23 protein-coding genes and 1 tRNA gene are annotated in these 23839 nt (G+C 65.0%); 4 read left to right on the plus strand and 20 right to left on the minus strand.

The window, feature by feature from the left end; all coding sequences use genetic code 11:
* Nucleotides 1-5: 5 nt before the first annotated feature.
* The 12 genes from CAL12_RS24555 to CAL12_RS24610 form a co-directional block, all read right to left on the minus strand.
* On the minus strand, nt 6-1178 hold the full coding sequence (locus tag CAL12_RS24555; RefSeq protein WP_086066994.1) for an acyl-CoA dehydrogenase family protein: 1173 nt from the start codon (nt 1176-1178) through the stop codon (nt 6-8).
* A 15-nt stretch (nt 1179-1193) separates the two neighbouring features.
* Nucleotides 1194-2171 (minus strand): Bug family tripartite tricarboxylate transporter substrate binding protein, encoded by a 978-nt coding sequence (locus CAL12_RS24560; RefSeq protein ID WP_086066995.1) that lies wholly within the window; start codon nt 2169-2171, stop codon nt 1194-1196.
* 29 nt (nt 2172-2200) lie between these two features.
* On the minus strand, nt 2201-3751 hold the full coding sequence (locus CAL12_RS24565; RefSeq protein WP_157793118.1) for a long-chain-fatty-acid--CoA ligase: 1551 nt from the start codon (nt 3749-3751) through the stop codon (nt 2201-2203).
* Complete coding sequence (locus tag CAL12_RS24570; RefSeq protein WP_157793119.1) at nt 3748-4209, minus strand: MaoC/PaaZ C-terminal domain-containing protein; 462 nt, start codon at nt 4207-4209, stop codon at nt 3748-3750. Before CAL12_RS24570 ends, CAL12_RS24565 begins: the two co-directional genes overlap by 4 nt.
* Nucleotides 4206-5321, minus strand: a complete 1116-nt coding sequence (locus CAL12_RS24575) for a mandelate racemase/muconate lactonizing enzyme family protein (protein WP_198298322.1) — start codon at nt 5319-5321, stop codon at nt 4206-4208. Before CAL12_RS24575 ends, CAL12_RS24570 begins: the two co-directional genes overlap by 4 nt.
* A complete protein-coding gene (locus CAL12_RS24580) occupies nt 5321-6280 on the minus strand; it encodes a Bug family tripartite tricarboxylate transporter substrate binding protein (RefSeq protein ID WP_157793120.1) in 960 nt (319 codons plus the stop codon). Before CAL12_RS24580 ends, CAL12_RS24575 begins: the two co-directional genes overlap by 1 nt.
* A 93-nt stretch (nt 6281-6373) precedes the next feature.
* Nucleotides 6374-7540: a CaiB/BaiF CoA transferase family protein gene (locus CAL12_RS24585; protein ID WP_086067000.1), complete on the minus strand. Its 1167-nt coding sequence runs from the start codon at nt 7538-7540 to the stop codon at nt 6374-6376.
* Nucleotides 7537-8241: a dienelactone hydrolase family protein gene (locus CAL12_RS24590; protein ID WP_086067001.1), complete on the minus strand. Its 705-nt coding sequence runs from the start codon at nt 8239-8241 to the stop codon at nt 7537-7539. The genes CAL12_RS24585 and CAL12_RS24590 overlap by 4 nt, the downstream gene beginning before the upstream one ends.
* Before the next feature lie 16 nt (nt 8242-8257).
* Nucleotides 8258-9406, minus strand: coding sequence for an acyl-CoA dehydrogenase family protein (locus CAL12_RS24595; RefSeq protein ID WP_086067002.1), 1149 nt, complete (start codon nt 9404-9406; stop codon nt 8258-8260).
* Complete coding sequence (locus tag CAL12_RS24600) at nt 9406-10389, minus strand: Bug family tripartite tricarboxylate transporter substrate binding protein (protein WP_157793121.1); 984 nt, start codon at nt 10387-10389, stop codon at nt 9406-9408. The genes CAL12_RS24595 and CAL12_RS24600 overlap by 1 nt, the downstream gene beginning before the upstream one ends.
* A gap of 8 nt (nt 10390-10397) precedes the next feature.
* Complete coding sequence (locus tag CAL12_RS24605; RefSeq protein ID WP_086067004.1) at nt 10398-11192, minus strand: citryl-CoA lyase; 795 nt, start codon at nt 11190-11192, stop codon at nt 10398-10400.
* A gap of 164 nt (nt 11193-11356) precedes the next feature.
* Nucleotides 11357-11998 (minus strand): DsbA family oxidoreductase, encoded by a 642-nt coding sequence (locus CAL12_RS24610; protein WP_086067005.1) that lies wholly within the window; start codon nt 11996-11998, stop codon nt 11357-11359.
* A 367-nt stretch (nt 11999-12365) separates the two neighbouring features.
* On the opposite strand from CAL12_RS24610, the gene CAL12_RS28785 reads away from it, so the two are divergent.
* The 3 genes from CAL12_RS28785 (at nt 12366) to CAL12_RS24620 (ending at nt 14334) form a co-directional block, all read left to right on the plus strand.
* Nucleotides 12366-12602: a BrnA antitoxin family protein gene (locus tag CAL12_RS28785; RefSeq protein ID WP_157793122.1), complete on the plus strand. Its 237-nt coding sequence runs from the start codon at nt 12366-12368 to the stop codon at nt 12600-12602.
* A gap of 10 nt (nt 12603-12612) precedes the next feature.
* Complete coding sequence (locus tag CAL12_RS24615; RefSeq protein WP_086067006.1) at nt 12613-12981, plus strand: HVO_A0114 family putative DNA-binding protein; 369 nt, start codon at nt 12613-12615, stop codon at nt 12979-12981.
* A 357-nt stretch (nt 12982-13338) separates the two neighbouring features.
* Complete coding sequence (locus CAL12_RS24620; protein ID WP_086067007.1) at nt 13339-14334, plus strand: DNA cytosine methyltransferase; 996 nt, start codon at nt 13339-13341, stop codon at nt 14332-14334.
* Nucleotide 14335: 1 nt separating this feature from the next.
* Here CAL12_RS24620 and CAL12_RS24625 read toward each other — a convergent pair whose 3' ends face one another.
* Nucleotides 14336-15307: a hypothetical protein gene (locus CAL12_RS24625; protein WP_157793123.1), complete on the minus strand. Its 972-nt coding sequence runs from the start codon at nt 15305-15307 to the stop codon at nt 14336-14338.
* Nucleotides 15300-16466 carry a hypothetical protein gene (locus CAL12_RS24630; protein WP_086067009.1) on the minus strand — a complete coding sequence of 389 codons (1167 nt, stop codon included), beginning with the start codon at nt 16464-16466 and terminating at the stop codon, nt 15300-15302. Before CAL12_RS24630 ends, CAL12_RS24625 begins: the two co-directional genes overlap by 8 nt.
* Nucleotides 16467-16849: 383 nt before the next feature.
* Between CAL12_RS24630 and CAL12_RS24635 the strand changes: the two genes are divergently transcribed.
* Nucleotides 16850-17560, plus strand: coding sequence for an SOS response-associated peptidase family protein (locus CAL12_RS24635; RefSeq protein ID WP_232464629.1), 711 nt, complete (start codon nt 16850-16852; stop codon nt 17558-17560).
* Between the two features lie 178 nt (nt 17561-17738).
* Here the strand turns inward: CAL12_RS24635 and CAL12_RS24640 are convergent.
* The 6 genes from CAL12_RS24640 to CAL12_RS24665 form a co-directional block, all read right to left on the minus strand.
* Nucleotides 17739-17829 (minus strand) — tRNA-Ser (locus CAL12_RS24640).
* Between the two features lie 194 nt (nt 17830-18023).
* Nucleotides 18024-18617, minus strand: a complete 594-nt coding sequence (locus tag CAL12_RS24645) for a cysteine hydrolase (protein ID WP_086067010.1) — start codon at nt 18615-18617, stop codon at nt 18024-18026.
* Between the two features lie 116 nt (nt 18618-18733).
* Nucleotides 18734-20488, minus strand: a complete 1755-nt coding sequence (locus CAL12_RS24650; protein WP_086067011.1) for a peptidase M14 — start codon at nt 20486-20488, stop codon at nt 18734-18736.
* A 3-nt stretch (nt 20489-20491) separates the two neighbouring features.
* Nucleotides 20492-21355 carry an ABC transporter permease gene (locus CAL12_RS24655; protein WP_086067012.1) on the minus strand — a complete coding sequence of 288 codons (864 nt, stop codon included), beginning with the start codon at nt 21353-21355 and terminating at the stop codon, nt 20492-20494.
* Between the two features lie 4 nt (nt 21356-21359).
* Nucleotides 21360-22283 carry an ABC transporter permease gene (locus tag CAL12_RS24660; RefSeq protein ID WP_086067013.1) on the minus strand — a complete coding sequence of 308 codons (924 nt, stop codon included), beginning with the start codon at nt 22281-22283 and terminating at the stop codon, nt 21360-21362.
* A 4-nt stretch (nt 22284-22287) separates the two neighbouring features.
* Nucleotides 22288-23817 (minus strand): ABC transporter substrate-binding protein, encoded by a 1530-nt coding sequence (locus CAL12_RS24665; protein WP_086067014.1) that lies wholly within the window; start codon nt 23815-23817, stop codon nt 22288-22290.
* Nucleotides 23818-23839: the final 22 nt, after the last annotated feature.

The raw sequence follows: 23839 nt of genomic DNA on the forward strand, positions 1-23839 counted from the left end.
ACGCGTCAGGTATCGAAGCGGTTCACCCCCTGCCGGCCGGACAGCACGCCCGTGGAAATGATCATCCGCTGCATCTCGGACGACCCTTCGGTAATGGTCCGGCTGCGCGCGTCGCGGAACATGAGCTCCAGCGGCAGTTCACGCGACAGCCCCATGCCGCCGTGTATCTGGATCGCCCGGTCGACGACCCTGACCAGCATCTCGTCCGCGTAGAGCTTCACCGCGGAAGCTTCCAGATGATAGTTCAGTCCCTGTTCGGCTTTCCAGGCCGCATGGTAGACCATGGCACGCGCCGCATGCAGTTCCACCGTCGAATCCGCGATCGTCCATTGGATGGCCTGGCGCTGGGCGAGCGGCTGGCCGAAAGTCTGGCGCGAATTGGCGTAGGCGATGGCGAGGTCCAGCGCCCGCTGCGCCCGCCCGATCGCCTTGGGGCCATGGATCAGGCGGCCCATATCGAGGAACTCGCGCGCCAGCTCCCATCCTTTGCCCACGCCGCCGACGACCTGCGTCGCCGGCACCCGGACGTCATGGAGCAGCAGCTCCCACGGCCGATCCGGCGACATCAGCTCGAAACTCTGGCCCAGCCGCAGGCCGGGCGTACCGCGGTCTACCAGGAAGCACGACACGCCCGCGTCCTTGCCCTGCACGATCGTCCGGGCAAACAGCTGCACGAAGTCCGCCTTGTCCGCGCCCGTGATGAATATCTTGGCGCCGTTGATGACGAAGTCCCCGCCATCGGCCACCGCCGTGGTCTTCATGCCAGCCGGGTCCGAGCCCGCGCCGGCTTCCGTCAGGGCGAAACAGGTGCGCCGGGTCCCCTGCACCACCGGCATCAGGTACCGCGCCTTCTGCCGTTCATCGCAATGAAACAGCACCGGCCCGAGGTACGGCGTGAAAACCGTCGGGGCGCGGAACGAAGGCACGTTGCAGCGCGCCAATTCCTCGAAGACCACGCACATGCCGACGGCGCCGACACCGCCGCCACCCACCGTTTCCGGCAGGTCGAAGGCCCAGAAGCCGAGCTGCCTGGCCTTGTCCTGCAGCGCCTGCCTGACGTCGTCCGGGATGTCCGGCTCGTTCGCGTAGCGGGCTTCCAGCGGCAGCAGTTCCTCGGCCACGAAGCGGCGGGCGGAGTCGCGCAACAGGCGCAGCTCGGGGGACAATTCGAAATCCATGGGCGGCTCCGTCGCTCAGTCCAGCGTGACCTTCAGGCCGCGGATGATGTGTTCGTACGCCTGGCGGTCCTTAGCCAGGAAGCGCCCGAAGTCCTCCGGTCCCTGGCCCAGGGGCTCCAGGCCCACGCTGGTGATGAACTTCTCCTGGAACGCGGGCTGCGCCACCACTTGCCGCACGTCATCGGCGATCTTGCGGACCACGGCGGGCGGCGTGCCCGCCGGCGCGATCAGGCCGAACCACGACTGCGCCACCATCGCGGGAAAACCCAGTTCCGCGAATGTGGACGTGTCCGGGAACGCCGCGATGCGTTGCGGCGCGGCCACCGCCAGCAGACGCACCTTGTCGGCGCGCACCATGGGAATCGACGGCGGCACGCCCACCATCGCCATGTTGATCTGCCCGCCCACCAGGGCCGTCATGACGTCGGCCACACCCTTGTACGGCACATGCGTCAGTTCGATGCCGGCCTGCTCGGAAAGCGTGGCCGCATCCAGATGCGCCTTGCTGCCCTGCCCGTACGATCCATAGGTGACCTGGCCCGGCCGCGCCTTGGCGTGCGCGACCAGTTCCTGCACGCTGCTTGCGGGAAAGTCCTTGCTGACCAACAGGACCTCGCGTGTCTGCGCCACACTGGCCACCGGCGTGAAATCCTTGACCGGGTCGTAGGGAAGCTTGCGGTACAGGTACTGGTTGGCCGATACGGTGGGATCGTTGGCCATCAGCAGCGTGTAGCCGTCCGGCTGCGAGCGCGCCACGTACTCGGCGGCGATGATGGTGTTGGCGCCGGGGCGGTTCTCCACCACGACGGGCTGCGACCAGCGCGCGCCCAATTCCTGCGCCAGGCCGCGGGCCAGGACGTCGGCCAGCCCGCCCGCCGTGAAGGGCACCACGATGCGCACCATCTTCACGGGAAACGCCTGGTCCGGCGCCGCCTGTGCCGCGCCCAGCAACAGCGCGGCGGCGCCCGCCGCCAGCATCCTGGACATGTTCATGCGTATCTCCTCTTCTCGTTATGGATACGTCAGGCGACCTGGCGGCCGCCCTGCCAGTACGGCGCCCGCAAGGCCTTCTTGTCGATCTTGTTGGTGCTGGGCAGGCGCGGCAGCGCTTCCATGAACTCGATGCTGCGCGGCTTCTTGTAGCCGGCGATGAGGCCGCGGCAATGTTCGACCAGCGCCGCTTCGTCCGTCCGCGCGCCGGGCTGCAAGACCACGAGGGCCTTGACCGACTCGCCCCATTTGTCGTCGGGCACGCCGATCACCGCGGCTTCCCGGACCGCCGGGTGCAGCAGCAGGGCTTCCTCGACCTCGCGCGAGTAGATGTTCTCGCCGCCGGAGATGATCATGTCCTTCTTGCGATCGACGATGAACAGATAGCCCTCCGCATCGAAATGGCCCAGGTCGCCGGTCTTCATCCAGCCGTCCGCCAGCGCCGCGGCCGTTTCCAGCGGCTTGCGCCAATATCCCTGCATGAGCGCGGCGGACCGCATCTGGATCTCGCCCACCTGGCCGTCCGGCAGCACGGCGCCGTCCTCGCCGACGATGCGGATGTCCACGCCCAGGATGGGTTGGCCGGCCGAAGCCATGCGCGCCGACTGCTCCGGCGTGCCGTCCGGCAGATGCTGGTGCTTCAACAGCACCGTTCCCGGCCCGTGCTCGGTCATGCCATACGCCTGCATGAAAATCGGGCCGAAGGTCGCGCGCGCCCGCCGCGACAGCGCCACCGACATGGGCGCGGAGGCATAGCACACCATCTTCAGGCTCGATACGTCGCAAGGCGTGGCGGCCTGCACGTCGACCATGGCCTGGATCATGATGGGCGCGAAGTGCGCCGCGGTGACGCGCTGCGCCTCGATGCTGGACAGGATCTCGCCGGGATCGAACCTGGCATGCAGCACGATGGTCGCGCCGCAGATCAGATAGCTCAGGAGTTCGGTGGTACCGCCGATGTGATACATCGGCATCACGACCAGCATGCGGTCGTCCTGCCCGGCCGAGTGGGTAAGCGCGAGCATGCGCGCCTGTTCGACCTGCGCGGCATTACCCAGCATGACGCCCTTGGGCACGCCCGTGGTGCCGCTGGTGTAAATGAGAAACAGCGTGTCCTCGTCGCGGGCACGCAGGCCGGGGACCTCGGTGCCGGCGCGCGCCAGCGCCTGCTCATAGCCGTCGCCCCCCACATCGCTGTCCAGGCACAGCACCTGCACATCCGCCGGCAGGTCCCCGCGCAACGCCGCCACGCGCTCGGCATACGCGGACTCGTAGACCAGCAGGCTGGGTTCGCAATCGCGCAAGATGGCGGCCTGGTCGGCCTGCGCAAGCCGGTAGTTCAGGCCCACGGCGATGAAGCCGCACGTGCCCGCCGCGGCATACAGCTCCAGATACTGCGGACAGTTCTGCGCCAGGATGACGATCCTGCTGCCGCGCCGCAGTCCCATGCCGATCAGGGCATTGCACAGCCGCCGGACTCGTTTGGCGAATTCACCGTGGCTGATGCTGCGCCCTTCGAAAACGAAGGCAGGGTGGTCGCGGTGGCAGCGCGCGTTGCGGTCGATGACGTCGCCGAGAATCATGCTGTGTGTTCCTCCGGATCGAGCAGCAGCAGGGTGCTGGCATATCCCTCCTGGATGACGCGCGATTGGGCGTCCACCAGCGCGAAATGCCGTTCGACGACGGCGCGCCTGCCGCCCGAGGCGATCCGCTTGGCATGGATGGACGTGCACACGTGCACGGTGTCGCCCGGCACCAGGGGACGCCGGTACTGCCATTCCTTCAGGCCCAGCGCGCCGATCACGGGCTCGGCGAACTCGGGCAGCCGGGTCGACATGCCCATCGCCAGCAGGATCCCGTAAGGCCCATGGAACATGGGCCCCGGTATACCGCGTTCGCGGCAATAGGCCTGATCCGCGTGGATCGGATGCCAGTCGCCGCTGAGCATGCACGACAAGGACAGGTCGGCTTGCGTCAACGTCCGCCCCGTGCTGCGATAGCTCGCGCCGACGACCAGGTCGTGATACGAAACGGGGTTCATGTGGCCACCTCGAAGCCGGCCATCGCCGCCCAGTCGATGCATTCACAGACGGAAGCCCACTCCGGCATGGCGACCGTACCGTCGACGATGCGCGGCGTGTCCGCGACGAACTGCTCCCGCATCGCCAGGAACCAGGTCAGTTCGGCTGGCAGCAAGGGCCGCGGCATGGTCGAGGCGAACTGCAGCCCGGCCCAGGTGCCTAGCGCGCTCTCGCCCATCAGGCCAGCCACAGCGGTCGCGCCCGCCGCCTGGGCAAGATGCTGCATCTGCCACGCCTGGGTCAGGCCGAAGCGGCCCGGCTTGATACTCAAGGCCCGCGCTCCGCGTTCCAGGAACAGGCGTGCATCGCGCGCGTCCGTCATGCCGAAATCGACCAGCAGGGGCGTATCCAGCGCCTGCTGCAACAGCGAGAATTCGCGGTCCGGCGCGAAGGCGCAGGGATCCTCGACCGCCACCGCGCCGGCCTCGATCATGGCCCGCGCATAGGTGTCCGCCTGTTCCGTCGGATAGGCGCCGTTGGCGTCCACATACATCGCGACGCCATCGCCCACCGCATGCCGCACCGCGGCCATGCAAGCCAGGTCCACGTCGAGCCCCTGTCCGCCCTTGATCTTGAGCGTGCGAAATCCATGGCGCGCCACCATGTCGCCCGCCTCGCGCGCCATGGCGTCGGGCGGCTGGCGCGTCACGGCCCACGACACGGGCACCTTCGGCTGCCCATTCCGCTGCCGCCATAGCGGTACGCCCGAACGTGCGGCAAGCCAGTCCCAGCACGCGTTGTCGATCAGCGCCTTGGCCGGTGCGTTGCCCGGGATGGTATCGAGCGCCGCGCGCGTCCGGCGCGGATCGGCCAGCCCCTGCCCGCGCACCAGCGGCTCGAAGATCTCGGCCAGCACGCTGCACAGGCTGGCCGCCGTGGCGCCGACCCAGGTCGGCTTGACGGCTACTTCGGCAGCGCCCGCGCAGCCGGATTCGGTCTCGATGCGCAATACCACGAAGGTGGCGCCGGTCTCCGTCATGTCGCTCCACTGCACCGCACGGGCATACGCCAGCTGCCGCACATACACGGTCCAGCGTGTGATCGGTTCGGCGTCGGGCATCGGGACAGCCATTACTCGGTCTCCGGGAGGGTATCGATCAGCGCCTTCCATTTGGGCGACTCCACCGCGACGAAGGCCTCCAGCTGGGCCGCGTCCAGATAGTGCGGCTCCGTGCCCAACTGGGTCAGCCTGGCCTGCATGTCGGGCTCCCGCACGATGCGCGCGACCTCGGCGCCGAGCCGCGCCACCACCTCCGGCGGGGTACCTCTGGGCGCAAACAGGCCATACCAGGCCAGCGCTTCGAACTCGGGATAGCCTTCCTCCGCCACCGTGGGCACCGAGAGCGCCAGCGAGGTTCGTTCGCGCGAGGTCACCGCCAGCGCGCGCAGCTTGCCAGCCTGCACCTGCGGCAGCACCCCCGGCAGCGTGAAAAACGTCATCGAGACATTGCCCGCCAACACCGCCGTGACCGCTTCGGGCCCGGTGTTATAGGGCACGTGCTTGATACGGATATGCGCCATGTTTTGCAGCATGGCCCCCGCCAGGTGGCCGGACGTGCCGCGCCCCGCGGACGAATACGTCAGTTCGCCGGGCCGCTGCCTGGCCAGGGCCACGAGTTCGGCCACTGACTTGACGGGCAGGTCGGCGTTCACCACCAGCATGTTCGGCGCCACCGCCACCATGGCGACCGGCGGCACGTCGCGCATGGGGTCGTAGTTCAGGTTCTTGTAAAGGTGCGGCCCGACCGAGTGCGTGGGGCTGCCGCTGACCAGGAACACATAGCCGTCGGGCTTCGCGCGAGCAACCTGCGACGCGCCCAGGTGGCCGCCCGCGCCGGGCTTGTTCTCCACGATGAATGGCTGGCCCAGCGCGGCGCCCAGCTTCTCCGCCAGCGCGCGGGCCAATATGTCGGCGGTCCCACCTGCCCCGGACGACACCACCAGCCGCACCGGCTTATCCGGCCACGCGGCGTGCGCCGTCACACCGGCCAGGCCCATCGACAGCACGGTCACGGCCCGCGCGATTCGCATCCGTATGTTCGTGCGATCTCCTCTCATGCGGGCTCCTCTCATGTGGGGTCCTCTCATATGGGCTCCTCTCATGTCGCCTCCTCCGTCCGCATCTCAGACCACGCCGGATTGGCGCAGCGCGTGCAGCTCGTGTTCCGACAACCCGGCCTCGAGCAGGACCTGGTCGCTGTGTTCGCCCAGGTCGGGCGGCGGCAGGAAATCGCTGCGGTTCTCGCCGTCGTAGCGGATAGGCCTGTGCGCGGCATGCAAGACGCCGTGGCGCGGATGAACCTGTTCGTAGAACACGCCCTGGTGCCGCACTTGCGGATCGTCCCGCAGTTCGTCCAGGCGGCGCTCCGGCGTGAAGGGCACGTCGTGCTGCTCCAGGCGCGGCGTCCAGTAATCGCGGTCCTGCCGCGCGAAAACCTCGGCCAGCGTTCGCGCCAGCTCGGGATAGCGTTCGACGCGGTCCAGGCGCGACGGATACTCGGCCAGCAGGTCCGGGCGATCGATGGCCGCCGCCAGCCCGCGCCAGAACTTCTCCAGCGACGACAGATGCAGGCCGATGCGTCGCTGGTCGCGGCAGGTCAGGATGTACGACTGCGACATCGCCGCCCGCCCGTACAGAGTGGGTGCCTGTCCGGTCGCCAGCATTGCGCCCAGCGGCTCGCACGCCAGCGCGATCATGGCTTCCAGCATGCTGACCTCGACCACGCGCCCCTGTCCGGTGCGCGCGCGCTCGACCAGAGCGCCCAGGATGCCGAGCGCGGCGTACAGGCCCGCGACCGCGTCGGCCACCGCCGGCCCGGCCACCTTGGGATCCGCGCCGGCATGGAACATCGACAGCCAGCCGGACGCCGCCTGTCCCACGTTGTCGTAGGCCGGGCGGGAAGCGTACGGTCCGCTGGATCCGAAGCCGGTGATCGCGCAATACACCAGGCGCGGATTGAGCGCCTGCAGCCGCCGCGCGCCCACGCCCAGCTTCTCTTCCACGCCAGGGCGCATGTTCAGGATCAGGGCGTCGGCCCCGGCGACGAGCCGGTCCAGCACGGCCAGGCCTTCCGGTCGCGCATAGTCCAGCGTCAGGCTGCGCTTGTTGCGGTTGTGCGCCTGGAATTGCGGACTGTACAGGCCGCCCTTGAACGACCGGAACGGATCGCCGGCGCCGGGCCGCTCGATCTTGATCACGTCGGCGCCCAGCTCGCCCAGCAGCATGCCGGCCAGCGGCGCGGTGATGAAGTTGCCCAGGTCGAGGACCCGCATGCCATCCAGCACTCTCATCGGGCCGCTCCCAGTTCGGCCTGCAGGAAGCGTCGCGTGCGCGCATGCGCCGCATCGGCATCCTCGGCCGCGCCGCGCGTGTAGAAGCCGTGGTCGGCTTGCGGATAGCGGTGCAGCACGGCACGCGCGGGGGGCACGGACGAGGCCAGGACCGCCTCGATCCGGTCGACAACTTCGGCCGGCGCGTAACGGTCGCGGCCGCCGTAGTGCAGCATCAGCGGGCATCGCAGCGCGGCGACCTCGTCCAGATGCTGCTCGATGCCCACGCCGTAGAAGGCGACCGCGGCATCGATATCCAGACTGGCGGCCGCCCGGTACGCCAGCTTGCCGCCCAGGCACAGCCCCAGCACCGCCACGCGGCCCGAGAAGCCGGGCATGGCACGCACGTGCGCCACCGCTTGCCCGATGTCCTCGATACCGGCGGCCTCGTCGAAACGTTCCAGATACTCGAAGGCCCGCGCCACGCCAGGCTTGTCGTGGGCCAGCTCGACGCCGGGCTCCAGGCGCCAGAACAGGTCCGGCGCCAAGGCCAGGTAGCCCTCCGCCGCATAGCGGTCCGCCACCGCACGGATCGTATCGGTCACGCCGAAGATCTCCTGCAGGACGATCACCGCATGGCCATTGGGAACGGCGGGCACGCTCTTGTAGGCCTGGAAGACGCGGCCATCCGCCGCACGGATCGGTTCGATAGGGGAATGCATGGAGTCCTCGTTGGCGTCAGGCCAGGTAGTTGCCTTTCAGAATCTCGCGCGCGATGGAATTGCGATGGATCTCGGTGGTCCCGTAGCCGATCGACATGCCGCGCGCATCGCGGAAATAGCGCTCGAACGGATATTCCTCGGACAGGCCATAGGCGCCGGCCAGCTGCATGGCCTGGTTCGTGACCCGCACCGCCATTTCGTTGGCGTAGGTCTTGGCGATGGATACCTGGGCCACGGAATGCCGGCCTTGGTCCAGGCTCACAGCGGCCTCGTAGACCAGGGCGCGCGCCGCCTCGATATCGATCGCCATGTCGGCCAGCTTCCATTGCAGGCCCTGGTTGTCCGCCAGCGGCCGGCCGAACTGCACGCGGTCCTTCAGGTGCTGCACCGCTTGGGCCAACGCGGCCTGCGCCAGTCCCAGGCAGATGGGGGGATTGCCGATGATGCGGTCGGCGTCGAGCACCTGCAGCAGGTCGCGCATGCGGCCCGCCGGCAGCAGCAGGTTCTCCGCCGGCACCCTGCAATCCTGGAACACCAGCTCCGCCATGCCCGTGCCGCGCAGGCCCAGCAGGTCCAGGTGGCGGCCCACCGAAAACCCCGGCGTCGCACGCTCTACCAGCACGGCCCCCACGCCCTTCATTCCCGGCTCGTCGGTCAGGCGGACCAGCACCAGGAACACGTCGGCGACCTGCGCACCGCTGCACCACAGCTTGCTGCCGTTGATCACGTAGTGGTCGCCGTTCCTGACCGCCCTCGCCTGCACGTTGCCCACGTCCGAGCCCGCATTGGCCTCGGACATGCTCCAGGCCGCGTACCGCTCCGCCCTGGCGAACGCAGGCAGGTAGCGTTGCTTGATGTCTTCCGATCCGATGTGCAGGATGGCGCGCGGCGTGGCGCCGTCAGTGCAGGAAAACAGCATCGCCGTATTGGCGCACGAACGCGCCAGCTGCTCCACCACCAGCACCGTTTCCAGCAGGCCGAGCCCCGCGCCGCCATACGTCTCGGGCAGGAAGATGCCCGTGTAGCCGTGCTCGGCCAGCACCTTGAGGTTCTCGGCCGGCGGCCGGTATTCCTTGTCCGCACCGGCGGCCGCCGGCGCGAACCGGTCCTGCGCCAATGCGCCCACCGTGTCGCGGATAAGCCGCTGTTCTTCAGTCAGTTCCACTATTCGCCCTTTGCGCCCGTCAGTTTGATGATGCGGCCGTACTTCACCGATTCTTCTTCCATGAAACGCGCGAACGCCTCGGGACCGGACGGCGCCGGCTCGACGCCCAGCTCGGCCAGTTGCTTTTGCAGGTCAGGGCTTTGCAGCGCGCGGCGTATCTCCTCGCTGAGCCGCGCCACGAGCGCGGGCGGCGTCGACGCCGGCGCGACCACGCCGTACCAGGTCATGAATGCGAAATCGGGCAGGCCGGCCTCCGCCACGGTCGGAATGTCCGGCGCGATGGGCGAGCGCTTGGCGCCCGACACCGCCAGGCCGTTCAAGCGGCCGTTGCGCACCTGCGGCAAGCCGGTCGACATGCCGGTGAACATCACATCGACCTGTCCGCCCATCACGTCGGCGAGCGCCGGCGCCACGCCCTTGTAGGGCACGTGCACCAGGTCGATATTCGCCAGCGCACGCAACCATTCCATGGCGAGGTAGTGCGGCGTGCCGTTGCCGATCGAGGCATAGGTAATCTTGCCGGGCCGCGCGCGCGCAGCCTCGATAAGTCCCTTTACCGTGGATGGACCCGTCTTGGGATTCGCGACCAGGATGAAGGGAACGGAAACCAGCTGCGCCACCGGCGCGAAGTCCTTGCGCCAGTCGTAGGACAGCTTTTGTCCGAAGAAATAAGGATTGAGCACGTGCGAGTCGGTCACCAACCCGATCGTGTAGCCATCGCCCGGCGCGCGGGCCACCGCCTCGGTGCCGATGATGGTGCTGGCGCCGGGCCGGTTGTCGATGATGATGGGCTGTCCCAGGCTGTCGGACATCCGCTTGCCGACCGCACGCGCGACGATGTCCGTGCCTCCACCGGCGGGATAGGGCACGATGAAGCGGATAGGCTTGTCAGGCCATTCGGCATGCACCGGATGTGCCGCGTGCGCGCCCAGCAGCAGTCCCAGGGCCACCGCGGCGCGGGCCCATTTTCTTGCGATCGACATGGCGTCTCCTAACGACCGGCGTCGGCCGGCGTCTGGTCCTGGCGGCTGGCTTCCTCTTCGGTGCGCAGCCATATCTCGCGGGCGATGGGATTGCCCTGCTCTTCGACCAGGTGTCCCACCAGGCCGACCGCGCGTCCGATCACGGCGATGCCGCGCGCCGCTTTCCAGGAAATGCCCAGCTCGCAGCACAGGGCGCCGATGGCGCCCGTCGCGTTCACGGGCAGCGGCTTGTCGTAGGCGGCCTGCGCATGGCGTCCGATAGCCTGCATCAGTTCGAGGTAGCGCCCCGCATGGCCCTCCTGCGCGGCCACCTCGAACAACCGCGCCGTGCGGGGGTCCTGCGGCTTGTGCAGGTTGTGTCCGACACCGGGAATGGAGCGGCCCTTCGCGCGAAAGTCGGCCACGATATCGCGTGCCAGCGTGTCGGCGTCCGCGCCGTCATGCTGTTCCCAGGCCTCGTGCAGCATGCGCGCGGCGCCCTCGGCGGTGCCGGCGAAGGTGGTGCCCATGCCGCACAGGCCGGCCGCGACCGCGGCCTGCAGGGATTCCGGCGCGCCCAGGTAGACCAGCCGTGTGGCGATGGCCATGGGCGTCATGCCGTGTTCGACCAATGTGACCAGGATGGCGTTGAAGACCCGGGATTGATGCGCGTCGGGCAGGCGCCCGGTCATCTCCAGGTACGCCATATCGCCCAGATTGAGCGTGCCGATGACATCCTTCACCAGGTCCCGGCCCTGCACGAAGATGCGGTCGGGCGTGCTGCGGCCCATGCCGCTGCGGATAGGCTTATTGTGTTTATTCATGTTGTCTCCTGCCCCTTTTTTATGAGGCTTGGCGGGTGACATCGGTCACCTCTTGGAGACGAAAGATAGGCCAGGGCGTCAGACCCTGTCCAATAGACGGCCGTAATCCTCTGTATGCGGGAAACGCATAGTCCTCGCCGCGCGGCGAGGCGGAATAGGCCCTGCTAGCCCTCGGCCGCGATCTGGCGTATCGCTTGTTCGAACGCCTCTACCGGCTGCCCGCCGCTGACCAGATATTTTCGATTGAAGATGATCGCCGGCACGGCCTGGATGCCCAGGGCCGCATATTCCTGCTCCTCGGCGCGCACCTCGTCCGTATAGCGTCCGCTTTCCAGCACCTCGCGCGCACCGCCCTCATCCAGGCCTACCGAGCGCGCCGCTTCGATCAGGACCTCGTGATTGCTGGGATCTTTTCCGTCGGAATGGTAGGCCTGCAACAGCGCCATCTTCAGCGGCAACTGCTTGTCCTCAATACCGGCCCAATACAGCAACCGGTGCGCATCGAAAGTGTTATATGCCCGCGTGCGTTCGCCAAACCTGAACCCCACGCTCGCGCCACGCTCACGGATCATCGCCTGCGATTCAGCGATCTGCTCGGGCGTGCGCCCGTACTTCCTGCCGAGATAGTCCACCAGAGCTTCGCCCCCAGGCTGCATATCCGGATTCAGCTCGAAGGGGTGCATGGAAATCCGCGCATCCACCGCGTCGCCCACATTGGCCAGCGCCCGCTGCAGCGACGCCAGCCCGACCGCGCACCAGGGGCACGCCACATCGGATACGAAATCAATTTGCAGGGGTTGGGCCATGGTATCGACTCTGAATGGACTAGGATGAACGCAGCCGGCGACGGACGACAAGGAACGGCTCGCCAGGACGACATCCGATGAAGCCTGGCGACATGCCAGGACCGGCCCATCATCGTACCGCCATATCGGCCCGGGTTCATACGTGTGGCCAGACGCACATACTTGCGCGCCGCCCGATTGTTGGACTACAGCGGTATACGCCGGGCGGAGTGACACCACCGCGGAAGAAGCCCGAAATCCGCGCGGGTGCGCGTCGCTAACTCAGCGTTACATCGTACGGTCATCGTGTCCTGCTTCTTCGGACAGCCTCTCCACCGAGGCTATTCTCATTCAAGATTTCAGCACCAAAAGCGTGAGGTACGCCGCTATGAAGAAACACGTTGATCGACCAGACCACGACACTCCGGAATGGACAGACGAAACCACAGCGCGCGCTGTGCACATCGATGGTGTCCCAGAATCGCTTCAGCACAAGCTGCGGCGTCCGCATGGCCTGAACAAAGCACCCACGAAACTCCGAGCCTCCATGCGGCTCTCGCCCGATGTCCTGGAGACGTTCGCGCGACAGGACACGGCTCGCAGACGCGTATCGATTCCGCACTGAGGAAATATCTTTGGAGCGCAAACTGACTATCACCGCCCGCCACGATTGGGCTACCGCCCTGCGCGAAGCCGGCGCGGTAGCCGCCGAGGGTATGAAGCGCGGTACGTACCAGGGTGAAACGCTGAACTCCGAAACACCCAGCGCTTTCTTCTCCCGCATCACATCGAACCGTTGGGCGATGCTCGCCGAGCTACAGGGCGCTGGCAACGTCGGCGTGCGCGAACTTGCTCGCCGTCTAGGCCGTGACGTGAAGCGTGTGCACGATGACGCTACCGCGTTGGTCGAACTGGGACTGATCGAACGTTCGGAAACCGGCGCATTGTCATGCCCGTACGCGGATATCCACGTCGGTATGCATGTCTCTAGGCTTGCGGCATAGAACGAGAACCAGAAATTAAAAATTCGCTAAGTTATTGATTTTACTCGAGTTATTGGCGGACAGAGGGGGATTCGAACACCGAGCGGAAGCCCTCGTACTTCCTGGGATCTGCCAATTCGTAGGATAAATATAACAACAAATATAACAACGCTTGGTGACGCTTTTCTGCGATCGGACGGCGCGATTCGAGCGTTCACCGGCCCCAAGCCGGCCGCTGCCACAACTTGCAAGGGGTCCGCGACCGCCCGTCTTTACGGGGCGACGCGGAGATGAGCTCATGCGACCACCGCCACCGCGCGCCTAGAACGGCGCGGTTCCTATGGCCACGCCTGGTGCCTATCCGTATAATTCGGGCCCATGACAACGGTTGCGCCTCTTCCTCGATCTCGATCTAGCTATCGTCGCAAGCGTCCGACGGCCGTCTCCCTCTTCTCAGGGTGTGGCGGGTCAGACGCCGGCATCATCAATGCCGGGTTCGACGTTCTGATGGCAAATGACATCATCCCCTATGCCAGGGACGTTTACCTCGCAAATCATCCCACCACCGATTACGTGCTCGGGGACATCCGGAAGGTTCAGTCGTTCCCTCAGGCGGACCTCTTAGTTGGCTGTTACCCGTGTCAAGGTTTCAGCCAAGGCGGTGTTCGGGATCCTGGCCGGTCCATCAACTACCTCTATCTCGAATTCCGCCGGGCGCTAGCCGCAATTCGCCCGAAGGCGTTCATCGTCGAAAACGTGTCGGGAATGGTTCGGGAGAACTTCAGGCACCTGCTCGAAGACCAGTTACGCGTCTTCCGCCTGTGCGGCTATCGCGTCACGCATAGCGTGCTGAACGCGGCAGATTATGGTGTGCCGCAGGAACGGCGCCGTATCTTTATCGTCGGCATCAGGTCGGATTTTGGCCTGAAGTATTCTTTCCCGACCGAAAGCCATGGTCAAGGTCGGCCACATGCCACCAAGACCATAGGCGACGCACTGGCCGGCCTACCCCTTTGGCCGGAAGGTGAGTTCTATGCGAGGAGCTTTCATTGGTACTACCTCAGCCGAGACCGGCGGCGCGACTGGCTAGAACCGTCGAAGACGATAGTTAGCAATCCAAGACATATGCCGCTGCATCCGATCAGCCCGAAACTTATAAAAAGAGAGCACAACGTCTGGGAGTTTGAATCGGATGCTCCAGCTCGTCGTTTTTCGTATAGAGAGGCTGCTTGCCTGCAGGGCTTTTCAAAAGACTTGATATTTCCGGACACTGGGGTGGGGACCCTGGATATGCGGTACAAGGTCATCGGTAATGCCGTCCCGCCGCCGTTGTTTCACGCGGTCGCCGCGAATTTGCCTGACATCTGGGACTAGCTCAGCGTTTGGCTTCTAAAACTATCTGAGTCATTCTCCCAAGCGCCGCCCCATGTGTGTGACTGAAGTAGTCTCTATGGTTGGCGTTCTCGGCGATCCTTGTGAGCCGCAACCGATCTAGCGTGAGGCCGGCCCTATCAGTCAAGCTCGAGAACACGGCCGTTGCGCTGATCGGAAAAGGAACAGCAAAGGCGCGGATTGGAGGGACGAAGCTGAGTCGACTCAACCAGCGGCGGATTCGTACCAAAGCGCTATCGATATCCTGATCTTTCTCATGCCAGTCAGTGTCGCCGCACGCGCACTGACCGACGACAAATAGCGCGCCGCTACGTTCGTCCAAACGCTTCCAGACAACGAAGTCGAGTCCTTCGTCTTTGACATGTTCGAGGTCGGGCAAAGCCTCGGGTTGAGGATGCCACACCCATTCTCCTGTAGAGGCGTTAAGACGGCGCATCCCGTCCTCAAAGCCGGCGCTGGATTTTGGATGCTCGATCGTCGGGGCTCCCGTACGCAGAAAGTCCGCATCGTCACCTAGGAACGCCCGCACCGAGTCGGCAGCAAGCACCTCGAAGTACCGCACCAGCTCGACGTACGGGTGGGCCGTTATGCTTGGCGCTTGGCTTATCGCGAGGCAATATTCATAAACACCGGTGGTGCTCGCTGAATATTTGAGAGTGTTACCCTCCAACGAGAAGGGATACATGTCACCCAGCCAATGTATCCGCCTCTCAATTTCCTCCAGTGTTTCGCCCATTAGCTCTTCCAGTTGGAAGTCCCGGTCGACTTGGGCTCTGAGTGGATCTTCTACCGCGTCGTCGATATCGTCTTCGAACGCCTCGGCAATGCGTTCGTCTAACACCCCCACAGTAGTCGACACTACGGACTCAATGAGAGCGGCCATCTCAGCCTGGTCGGCGTTCTGTACGGCCTTTGTCAGCTGCCTCCTCGCAGCCCAGCCGAAGTTGTCAATCATCGGCATCCTCGTCTTCAAGTACTGCCGTCAATGTTTTGATCGCGGTGCTGGTGGACTTTCGGATATCGCGCACGATATCGATGAGCTCTTCCGCCTCCTGCTCCAGCACCTTTCGTTCACCCAAGATAGAGTTAACGGTACGAAGGTGCTGCCTGGCCTCGACTAACAACGAGGTAAGGCGGTCGACTGCCGGGCGGCTGAGGTCCTCGATTTGGTCAACCGAATATCCCTGTCGCAAGAGCTCACGCCGCTCCGGGACATTCAGGGAATATGCAAGCTTCCCTATCTCGCGCGAGTCCACCACCCTTGCGGGGATCTGCGCCTTCTTATCCCCGAACATATAGGCTAGGGCCAGCGCGGCATCAGGCTCCTTCCCTTGGGGTATGGGATTCTCGTCCGTGCTATATGATTCCAATTGGAGCCAGGTGCGGACACCCGAATACTGCAAGAGCGTATACACCCAAGAAAATGGGTACGACACATTGCTACCACGCCCACGCTTGGTGCTTGATGAGGGGTCAAATAACGCGCTTCTCTCAAGCTGCTTGACGAAGTTGTATCCCTCCAACAGCTTTGCGATGGTTTGGCTCTTGTCCCCCGTCAGATCTGCGATCTCCGACAACGTCAGATCGTCCGATTTAACGACGCGGGATACCCAGGCCGCCTTAGCAAATGAATCCCAGGGCTGAGACGAAACGATATGTCGCACACCGAGATACGCGGTGAGGCTCTTTGACTCAGACCGATCAAACGAAATCGTAGGAATCTCGCGCTTAGGTGACCAAGCCTCACCCTTCACCAGCTTTGCGATGTTGTCTCGCCGTTTATTTTGATTCCTAGCTCTGGGGTCGCTTGCAAGTATCAGGCAGGCAGCCAAGCGCCGATTGCCTTCCTTGACCGTGTAAGTCTCATCACCGTTATCCTCAACGACCAAAGGCTCGGCTTCGAAGTAGCCGTTAATCGCCAATGAACTTATGACGTCCTCAACGCCAAAGTTCGTGACGATCCAATCCAATACCTCCTGTTGGTTTCGGAATCCTTCGTCCACGCCTCCGAAGCGAGGGTTGTATTCATCCAATAACAAACGGCTCAGCGGAACCTTGAGGTTCTGTCCACGTTCTGGGACCTTCGGAGAATTCACTTTTTTGCGTGCGACCATTGGCACAAATCCATAGGGGAGCGTGAGTGACAGCTGCCCGACTGCAGGGAGGCAACCGAGTGTAGACGCGGTGAGGACCGGGCTATCCCACCAAAAACGGGCAAATGCCGCGTCATTTTGCGTCATCTAGCTTGGCCCAAATATCTTACCGGACTCGACGTCGCCGTTGCCGAACCTACGGGCGCGCCAGTGCGTCGAAAGCGACCCATTTAGCGGGCGGGCGAGGTGGGGGGATGACCGCGCGCGCCGGGCCCGGCCCGGCCGTGGTACGCCTGCGGCGGCGCCGGCGGGCGGCGAGGCCCCTCCGGCCGCGCTACAGGCCCGCTGGCGCGCGATCGACGCGCTACGATGGGTAAGGAGACCCAGACACCCAGGAGCGCGCCATGTGTGGCCGTATCGTGCAGAAGCGAAACCGCGACGACTACCTCGAAGGGCTGATTCGGGCGCCGCGGGCTGACGCACTATTCCCGCCTGCCCCTGCCGGGCCGCGCTACAACATCCCGCCAGGCAGCCGGCCCCTGGCGCTGCACCAGTTCGACGGGCATTTGCAGTTCGAGCGCATTTTCTGGGGATACAAGCCCGCCAACTGGCGCAAGCCGGCGATCAGCAACGCCAAGATCGAGACCATCGTCGCCGGCCGGTGGCCGTGGGCGTGGCTGATGAAGCAGAACGGGCGGACGATTGTTCCGGCGGACGGCTGGTACGAATGGAAGTGGTTGACCGACGATCCGAAGGGGCCGAAGCAGCCGTACTACATCCACCACGCCAACGAAGAGCCGTTATTCTTCGCCGTGCTCTGCGACTGGCGGCCGGGCCGGGAGCATGGGAAAGTGAGTGGCATGGTCATCGTCACGCACAACAGCAGGGGCGGTATGGTGGACCTCCACGACCGGCCTGGTCGCGCTGCGGCCGGATCTGGCAACGGAGTGGCTGGGGCCGACCACCACGCCAGAGCGAGCACGCGAGATCCTGGGGCGCCGCTTGCGGGAAACCCAGTTCACCTGGCACAAGGTGCGGCGAGCTTATACGCGCGGTCTCGCGCCTTTGCATTGCGGATCTGCAGGTCGCTCAGCTTCGCCAGGGCTCCCATGTAGCACTCCTGTTGTTATTTTTCCGGCCAACGGCCACCAGACCGAAAGATAACAACAAAAATAACAACAAGTGAAGGGGTCACAACGGGGCAACGTGAGGCAACGCGGGGCAAACAAAAACCCGCAGAAACACTGTTCATGCGGGTTTTGGGGCAACGCGGGGCAACCTGAGTAATATTCTTGGCGGACAGAGGGGGATTCGAACCCCCGATACGCTTTTGACGTATACACGCTTTCCAGGCGTGCGCCTTCAACCGCTCGGCCACCTGTCCTGATCCGGTACTGCTTCGGGGCGCTGCGACAGCACGGGCACCCCTGATCTTGGTTGCCGTTTCGAAAAACTTCGCAAAACGGCAATCCGCGATTCTAGCAGACTCCCGGGCCGGCTGTCTTGCGGGCCGGGCGGGCCGGGCGGGCCGGGTGGGCCTCGCGGGCCGCGTCCGGAGCCCAGGACAACCCCGCCCCTTCAGGGCCGCCCGAACACCACCGTCTCGCTGGATTCCACCTTGCAGAACCGCCCAATGCTGCCCATGGAATTGGCGTGCTCCTGCGCGCTATGCGCCGCGCAGAGATCCTCCAGCACGATCATTTCATAGTCCCGATCATGCCCATCGCGCACGGCGGCCTGCACGACCGCCTGCGTCGACACCCCCGAACAATAGATCCGCTGGATGTTCTGCGCGCGGAGCTGCGCTTCCAGCGTGGTCGAATAGAACGGGCTGATACGATGCTTCACGACCTGCACGTCGCCGACCCGCTGTTCAAGGTCGGGGTGAATCTCCGTCCCCCAGCTACCCAGCTTGAACAACCCAAGCTGCGGCGCCGCCGAGAACACCTGCGAGCCTTCCGGGCATTCCGGATAGCCTTCGGAAAAGCCGACCCGCACGAAACCCACGGCGATGCCGGCGGCGCGCGCCTTGGCGATGGCCTTGGCGGTCTTGGCGACCAGTTGCCGCCCCTGCACCTGCTCCGCCAGGGGCCCCTTGCCATTCGGGCCGTCCGCGTGGACCAGATCGTTCTGCATGTCCAGAACGAGAAAGATGGAAGTCGGTTGTCGCATGGCGCTGTCCTCAATTCAACTCAAACAAGAATCGACAGTACGCGGACGGCCGGGTTCCTCCCGACCTGCAACACAGGCGTTAAAACAAAACGCCGGGAAAAGAAGCAAAGCGCCCGTCACGCATCGGCGGCCGTCATCGCCAGATACCCTTCCACCCCCGCGAGCACCGTCTCCGTCTGCACGGCATGCGCGAAACGGAACGCATCGCCATACACCGTCTCGTCCGGGAATTCGGATATCAGTACCAGGGGCACATCCTCGCCCACGCCTTCGGTGCGTTGCACCGGAATCCCATGCATCACATCGACATTGCGTTGCAGCGCATGCGTTTCGAACATGCGGAGCTGGCGCGCGTTGTATTCGACCAGTCCCGGCACGCGTTCCGCAAGCCGAGCCGTGACATGGGAGAGCAGCGTATTCGCCTCGTCCAGCCAGCCGGGATGATGCCGCATGACCAGGAAAAAGCCCTTGGGCACCGTCCACAGCTCGAAGCTGCGCGGCAGATAGCCGGACAGGGGACGCGTCCACTCATGCGCGGGATAGCCGTGCAGATTGATATGCAACTCGGCCCTGCTGATCTCGTAAGCCTTGCGGCGCGCCTCGCGCTCGTACCAGGGCGCGCGCTCGCGATACGCCAGGTCATCGCCCAGCGCGGAATAGCGCGCCGCGTGCGACATATGGCGCGGATTGTGCTGGCACAACTCACGATGCAGCGCATAACCGTCGGGATTTTCGGACGCGAACAGAACGAAATGCGCCCCCGGCTGGTCTTTCAGTACCTGGGCCGCGCGCAAGGCGCCGACCACGCCAGACGTCTCGTTGGCATGCTGGCCGCCCGAGATCACGACCGGCTTGTTCGCACCCTTGACGTAGGTACAGAGCACCGGCCTGCCCTGCCGCGTGCGCGCCGTGTAGGGCTCTCCACCGATCAGCGCCATCTCGTGCGCGATGCGCCCGAACGACAGCGCGCCATCCACCTGGTCCAGCGGCGTCCCCGTGCCATCCGGCGTCGTCGCGACCACCGCCGGGAACGGCTTCAGCTCGACCCGCACGCGCGCCGGCCCATCCACGCGCCGGACGTCCGGCACGATCTGGCCCGGCTGCAGGCCGCGATTGCCGAGCGGACGCCCGGAATGGCGCTGGAAAATCTCCAGCAGGCCGAAATACAGGTCTTCATGCAGCGCCTCGACCGTGCTGATGACGTCGTCGTGATAATGCAGGTCGCGCTCGATGGCGGGGATGTCGACCCGGATGTCCAGCCGTTCGAAATACGGTTCCTTGTCGCCCCACGCATGGGCACGCACCGCGCCGACGATCTCGTCGAACACCTGCGCGAATTCCGTTGCCCTGGCCTCGTCGATTTCCACGCCGTCCGTGCGCCCTTCGACGCGCACCCAGCCGGTCGGCGACAGGTTCACCACGCCAGCGTGGTCCTCGGCGACGCGATTCGGCGCGAACACGCGCGCGGTTTCCGTGCGGCCATCGGCATAGGTCAGCGTCACCTCATAGTGCAGGTCCGCATCGCCGGCCACGAATTCCAGGTCCGCATCGCCCAGCATGCCAGCCAGGGGATAGGCTTCCAGCGTGAAACGGCGCTGCACCGCCTCTTGCCGCACGGGGTAGCGCACCGCCACGGATTCCAGGCCATCGCGGTCCACTTCCTCCAGGAAGAAATGCACCAGCGGCTTGTAGGCGCTGCGAAACACAGCCGTCACGCCCGCGGCCGCCAGACGGCGCTCCGCCGCGCGCCGGGCGGTTTCGTCTTCGAACAGCCAGGCCTGCACGCGCGCGCCGCGGTATTCCTCCGCCGAAAACTCGCGCACCCAGTCATCCAGCGTGCGGTCGATCACCCTGTCCAGCAAAACAGTCATGGCTTATACCTTTCCAGTCGGATCCAGGCGATCCCGTAGCCAATCACCCAGCAGGTTCAATCCCAATACGGTCAGCATGATGGCCAGGCCAGGAAACACACTGACCCACCACGCGGTCTGCAGATAAGTACGCCCATCGGCCAGCATCCCGCCCCAGCTGGGTATGGTCGGATCCACGCCCAGGCCCAGGAAGGTCAGGCTGCTTTCCAGCAGGATGTTGGTCGCGACGTTCAGCGCCATCAGGATGATCAGCGGCCCCAACAGGTTCGGCACGATGTGATGCCGCATCATGGCCACGTCGCGCACGCCGAAGGCCCGCGCGGCCTGCACGAACTCGCGCTCCCGCAGGGCCAGCACCTGCCCTCGCACCAGGCGCGCGTACTGCACCCACTGCGAGATCACCATGAAGAAAATCACGTTGAACAGCCCACCGCCCAGGATGGAGATGAAGGTAATCGCCACCAGGATGAAGGGCAGCGCCAGCTGCACGTCGGCGAAGCGCATCACGATCACGTCCCAGAACCCGCGGTAATACCCGGCGATCAAGCCCATCACGGTGCCGAGCAGCGCGCCGAAGATCACGGATACGAAGCCGGCGGTGAGCGAGATCTGACCGCCCACCACCACGCGCGCCAGCACATCCCGGCCCAGCGGATCGGTGCCCAGCACGTGCGCCAGGCTCTGGAACGGCGGCGTCAGGCGCGCGGACAGGTCCATGGCCTCGCCGCCGTCGGGAAAGAGCCAGCCGGACAGCAGCACGGCCAGCACCACCGCCGCGGTCAGCACCACGCCCATCACGAATTCCAGCGAGCGGAAGCGGTTGCGCGAGCGGCGCTTGCCCGCGCCTTCGGTCAGCGTCGTTTGCATAGGTTCAGCGGATGCGGATGCGCGGATCGACGATGCCGTAGGCGATGTCGACCAGCAGGTTGACGATGATGATGACCAGCGCCAGCACGGTCACCGCGCCCTGCAGCACCGGATAGTCGCGTGCCGCGATGGCGTCGAAGGCCAGTGTGCCCATGCCCGGCCAGTTGAAGACTTTCTCGATCACGACGATGCCGCCGATCAGCCCGCCGAACTGCAGGCCGATATAGGTGATCAGGGGAATCGAGCAATTGCGCAGCGCGTGCTTGTACAGCACCACGCGTTCGCGCAAGCCCTTGCTGCGCGCCACCATCACGTATTGCGCCGACAAGGTCTCCAGCATGGTCGTGCGCACCAGCCGCACGTTCGTTGCGCTCAGGATCACGCCCATGGTCAGGGCCGGCATGATCAGGCTGACGGGTCCGTCCCAACCCGACGGTGGCAGCAGCGGGAAGGTGATGGACAGGAGCAGCACCAGCATCAATGCCAGCCAGAAGTTCGGAAAGGACAGGCCCACCAGCGACAGTATGCGTATCGCCTGGTCCGCGGCCTTGCCCTTGTGCACGGCGGCGTGCACGCCCAGCGGGATGGAAACCACCAGGGACAGTGCCAGCGACACGAAGGCCAGCAACAGCGTGGCCGGCAAGGCATCGCCGATCAGGTGCCCAACCGACGTCCCGCCCATGAAGCTGCGCCCGAAGTCGCCGGTCACGATGCCATGCATGTACGACAGGTATTGCACGTAGAACGGCCGGTTCAGGCCCAGCGCCTGGCGGATGTTCTGCAGGTCCTGCTCGGTGACGCTGCCCGCGCCCTGGCTGAGCATGATGGCGGGATCGCCGGTCATGCGCACGGCCCAGGAAACGAGCAGCGTGACCGCGACGATCACGAAGACCGCCTGCAGGACGCGCTTGATCAAAAAGCCGATCATCGCTTCAATCGACGCTGGCGTCGACGAAACGGAAGCGGATGTCGCCAGGCACGCTCAGGTTCTTCACGCGCTTGTTGATGCCCACCACGGTATCCAGCGCATACAAGGGCATTTCCAGCGCGTTGTCCGCCACATAGGCCGCGATCTCACGCAAGGTCTCCTGCCGCTCATCGACCTTGTAGGTGTTGCGTTGGGCTTCGAGCATGGCGTCCAGCTTGGCGTCCTTGTCGTAGGGATTCCATTTCTGGCCGGAGTGGTACATCAGGTAGGCGGTGTTGTCGTAGTCGTACGTCCAGCCGCCCCAGTACATCTGCCACATCTCGCCCGTCTTGCCCTGCGGGATGATGTCGTTGATCAGCACCGGGGTTTCGTAGGGCTTGATGGTCGTCTTGATGCCCACGCCCTGCAGATAGCCGGCGATGGCCTGCGCCACTTCGCGGAACTGCGAGTCGCTGCCGCGGATATCCAGCTGGATCGCCGCGCCCGGCTTGACGCCGGCCTTGGCCAGCAGCTTCTTGGCTTCCGCCGGGCTGAAGGGCAGCGGCTTGAGCGCCGGATCGTAGCCGAACGACAGATCGCCCTGGAAACTGGCGATGGGCTTGGCGTAGCCCAGCAGCAACTGCTTGATGATGGCATCGCGATCGACCGCCATGATCAGCGCGCGCCGCACGTCGCGATCCTTGGTGATGCCGCGCGACGTGTCGTAGCGCGCCACGACCGTACCGGGGCCGCTGGTGCTGACGATGGTGGCGTTGCTGGACTTCTTGATGGTGTCGACCAAACCCAGCGGAACGGCGGTGGCGATGTCCACGCGGCCGGCCTGCAGCTCGGCCACCTGCGTGGCCGGCTCGGCGATGAAGCGGTACACCACCTGGTCCAGCTTGGGCTTGCCGCCCCAGTACTCGTCATTGCGCGCCAGCGTCAGGCTGATCTTGGGCTTGTACTCCACGAACTTGAACGGCCCCGTGCCCACCGGGTGCTCATTGAAATAGGCGTCGCCCTTCTCCTGGATGTACTTGGGCGGCACGATCATGCCGCCATAGCCGGCGAGCTTGGTCAGGATGACGGGGTCGGGCCGCTTCATCATGAAATCGACCGTGTGCGCATCCACCACCACCACCTTGTCGATGGAGTTGTAGTTGGATTGCTGCGGACCCTTCGCGCCTTCCGCGCCCAGCAGGCGGTCGAAGGTGAACTTGACCGCGTTCGCGTCGAACGGCTCGCCGTCGTGGAACTTGACGTTCTCGCGCAGCTTGAAGCGGATGCGCGTGTCGTTGTCCAGGAATTCCCAGCTGGTGGCCAGCCCCGGCTGCAGCTTCATGTCCGCGCCGCGCATCGTCAGGCCGTCGTACAGATTGCTGCCCACCGATCCCCACCAGGTCACGAAGGTGTCGATGGGGTCCCAGCTGCCGGCGTCCTGGGTGATGGCGACGTTCAGCGTGCCGGCGGCATGCGCCGGTGCGGCAGCGGCCAGCGCGCCGCCGATGGCGAGCGCCGCGCCAAGCGCGCGGGCGGTCTTGGTGAAGGTAAACATGAGCGCCTCCAGGGACGTTGGG

Origin of the sequence: Bordetella genomosp. 8 (assembly GCF_002119685.1) — a bacterium.
In the GTDB taxonomy this organism is placed as follows: domain Bacteria; phylum Pseudomonadota; class Gammaproteobacteria; order Burkholderiales; family Burkholderiaceae_B; genus Bordetella_C.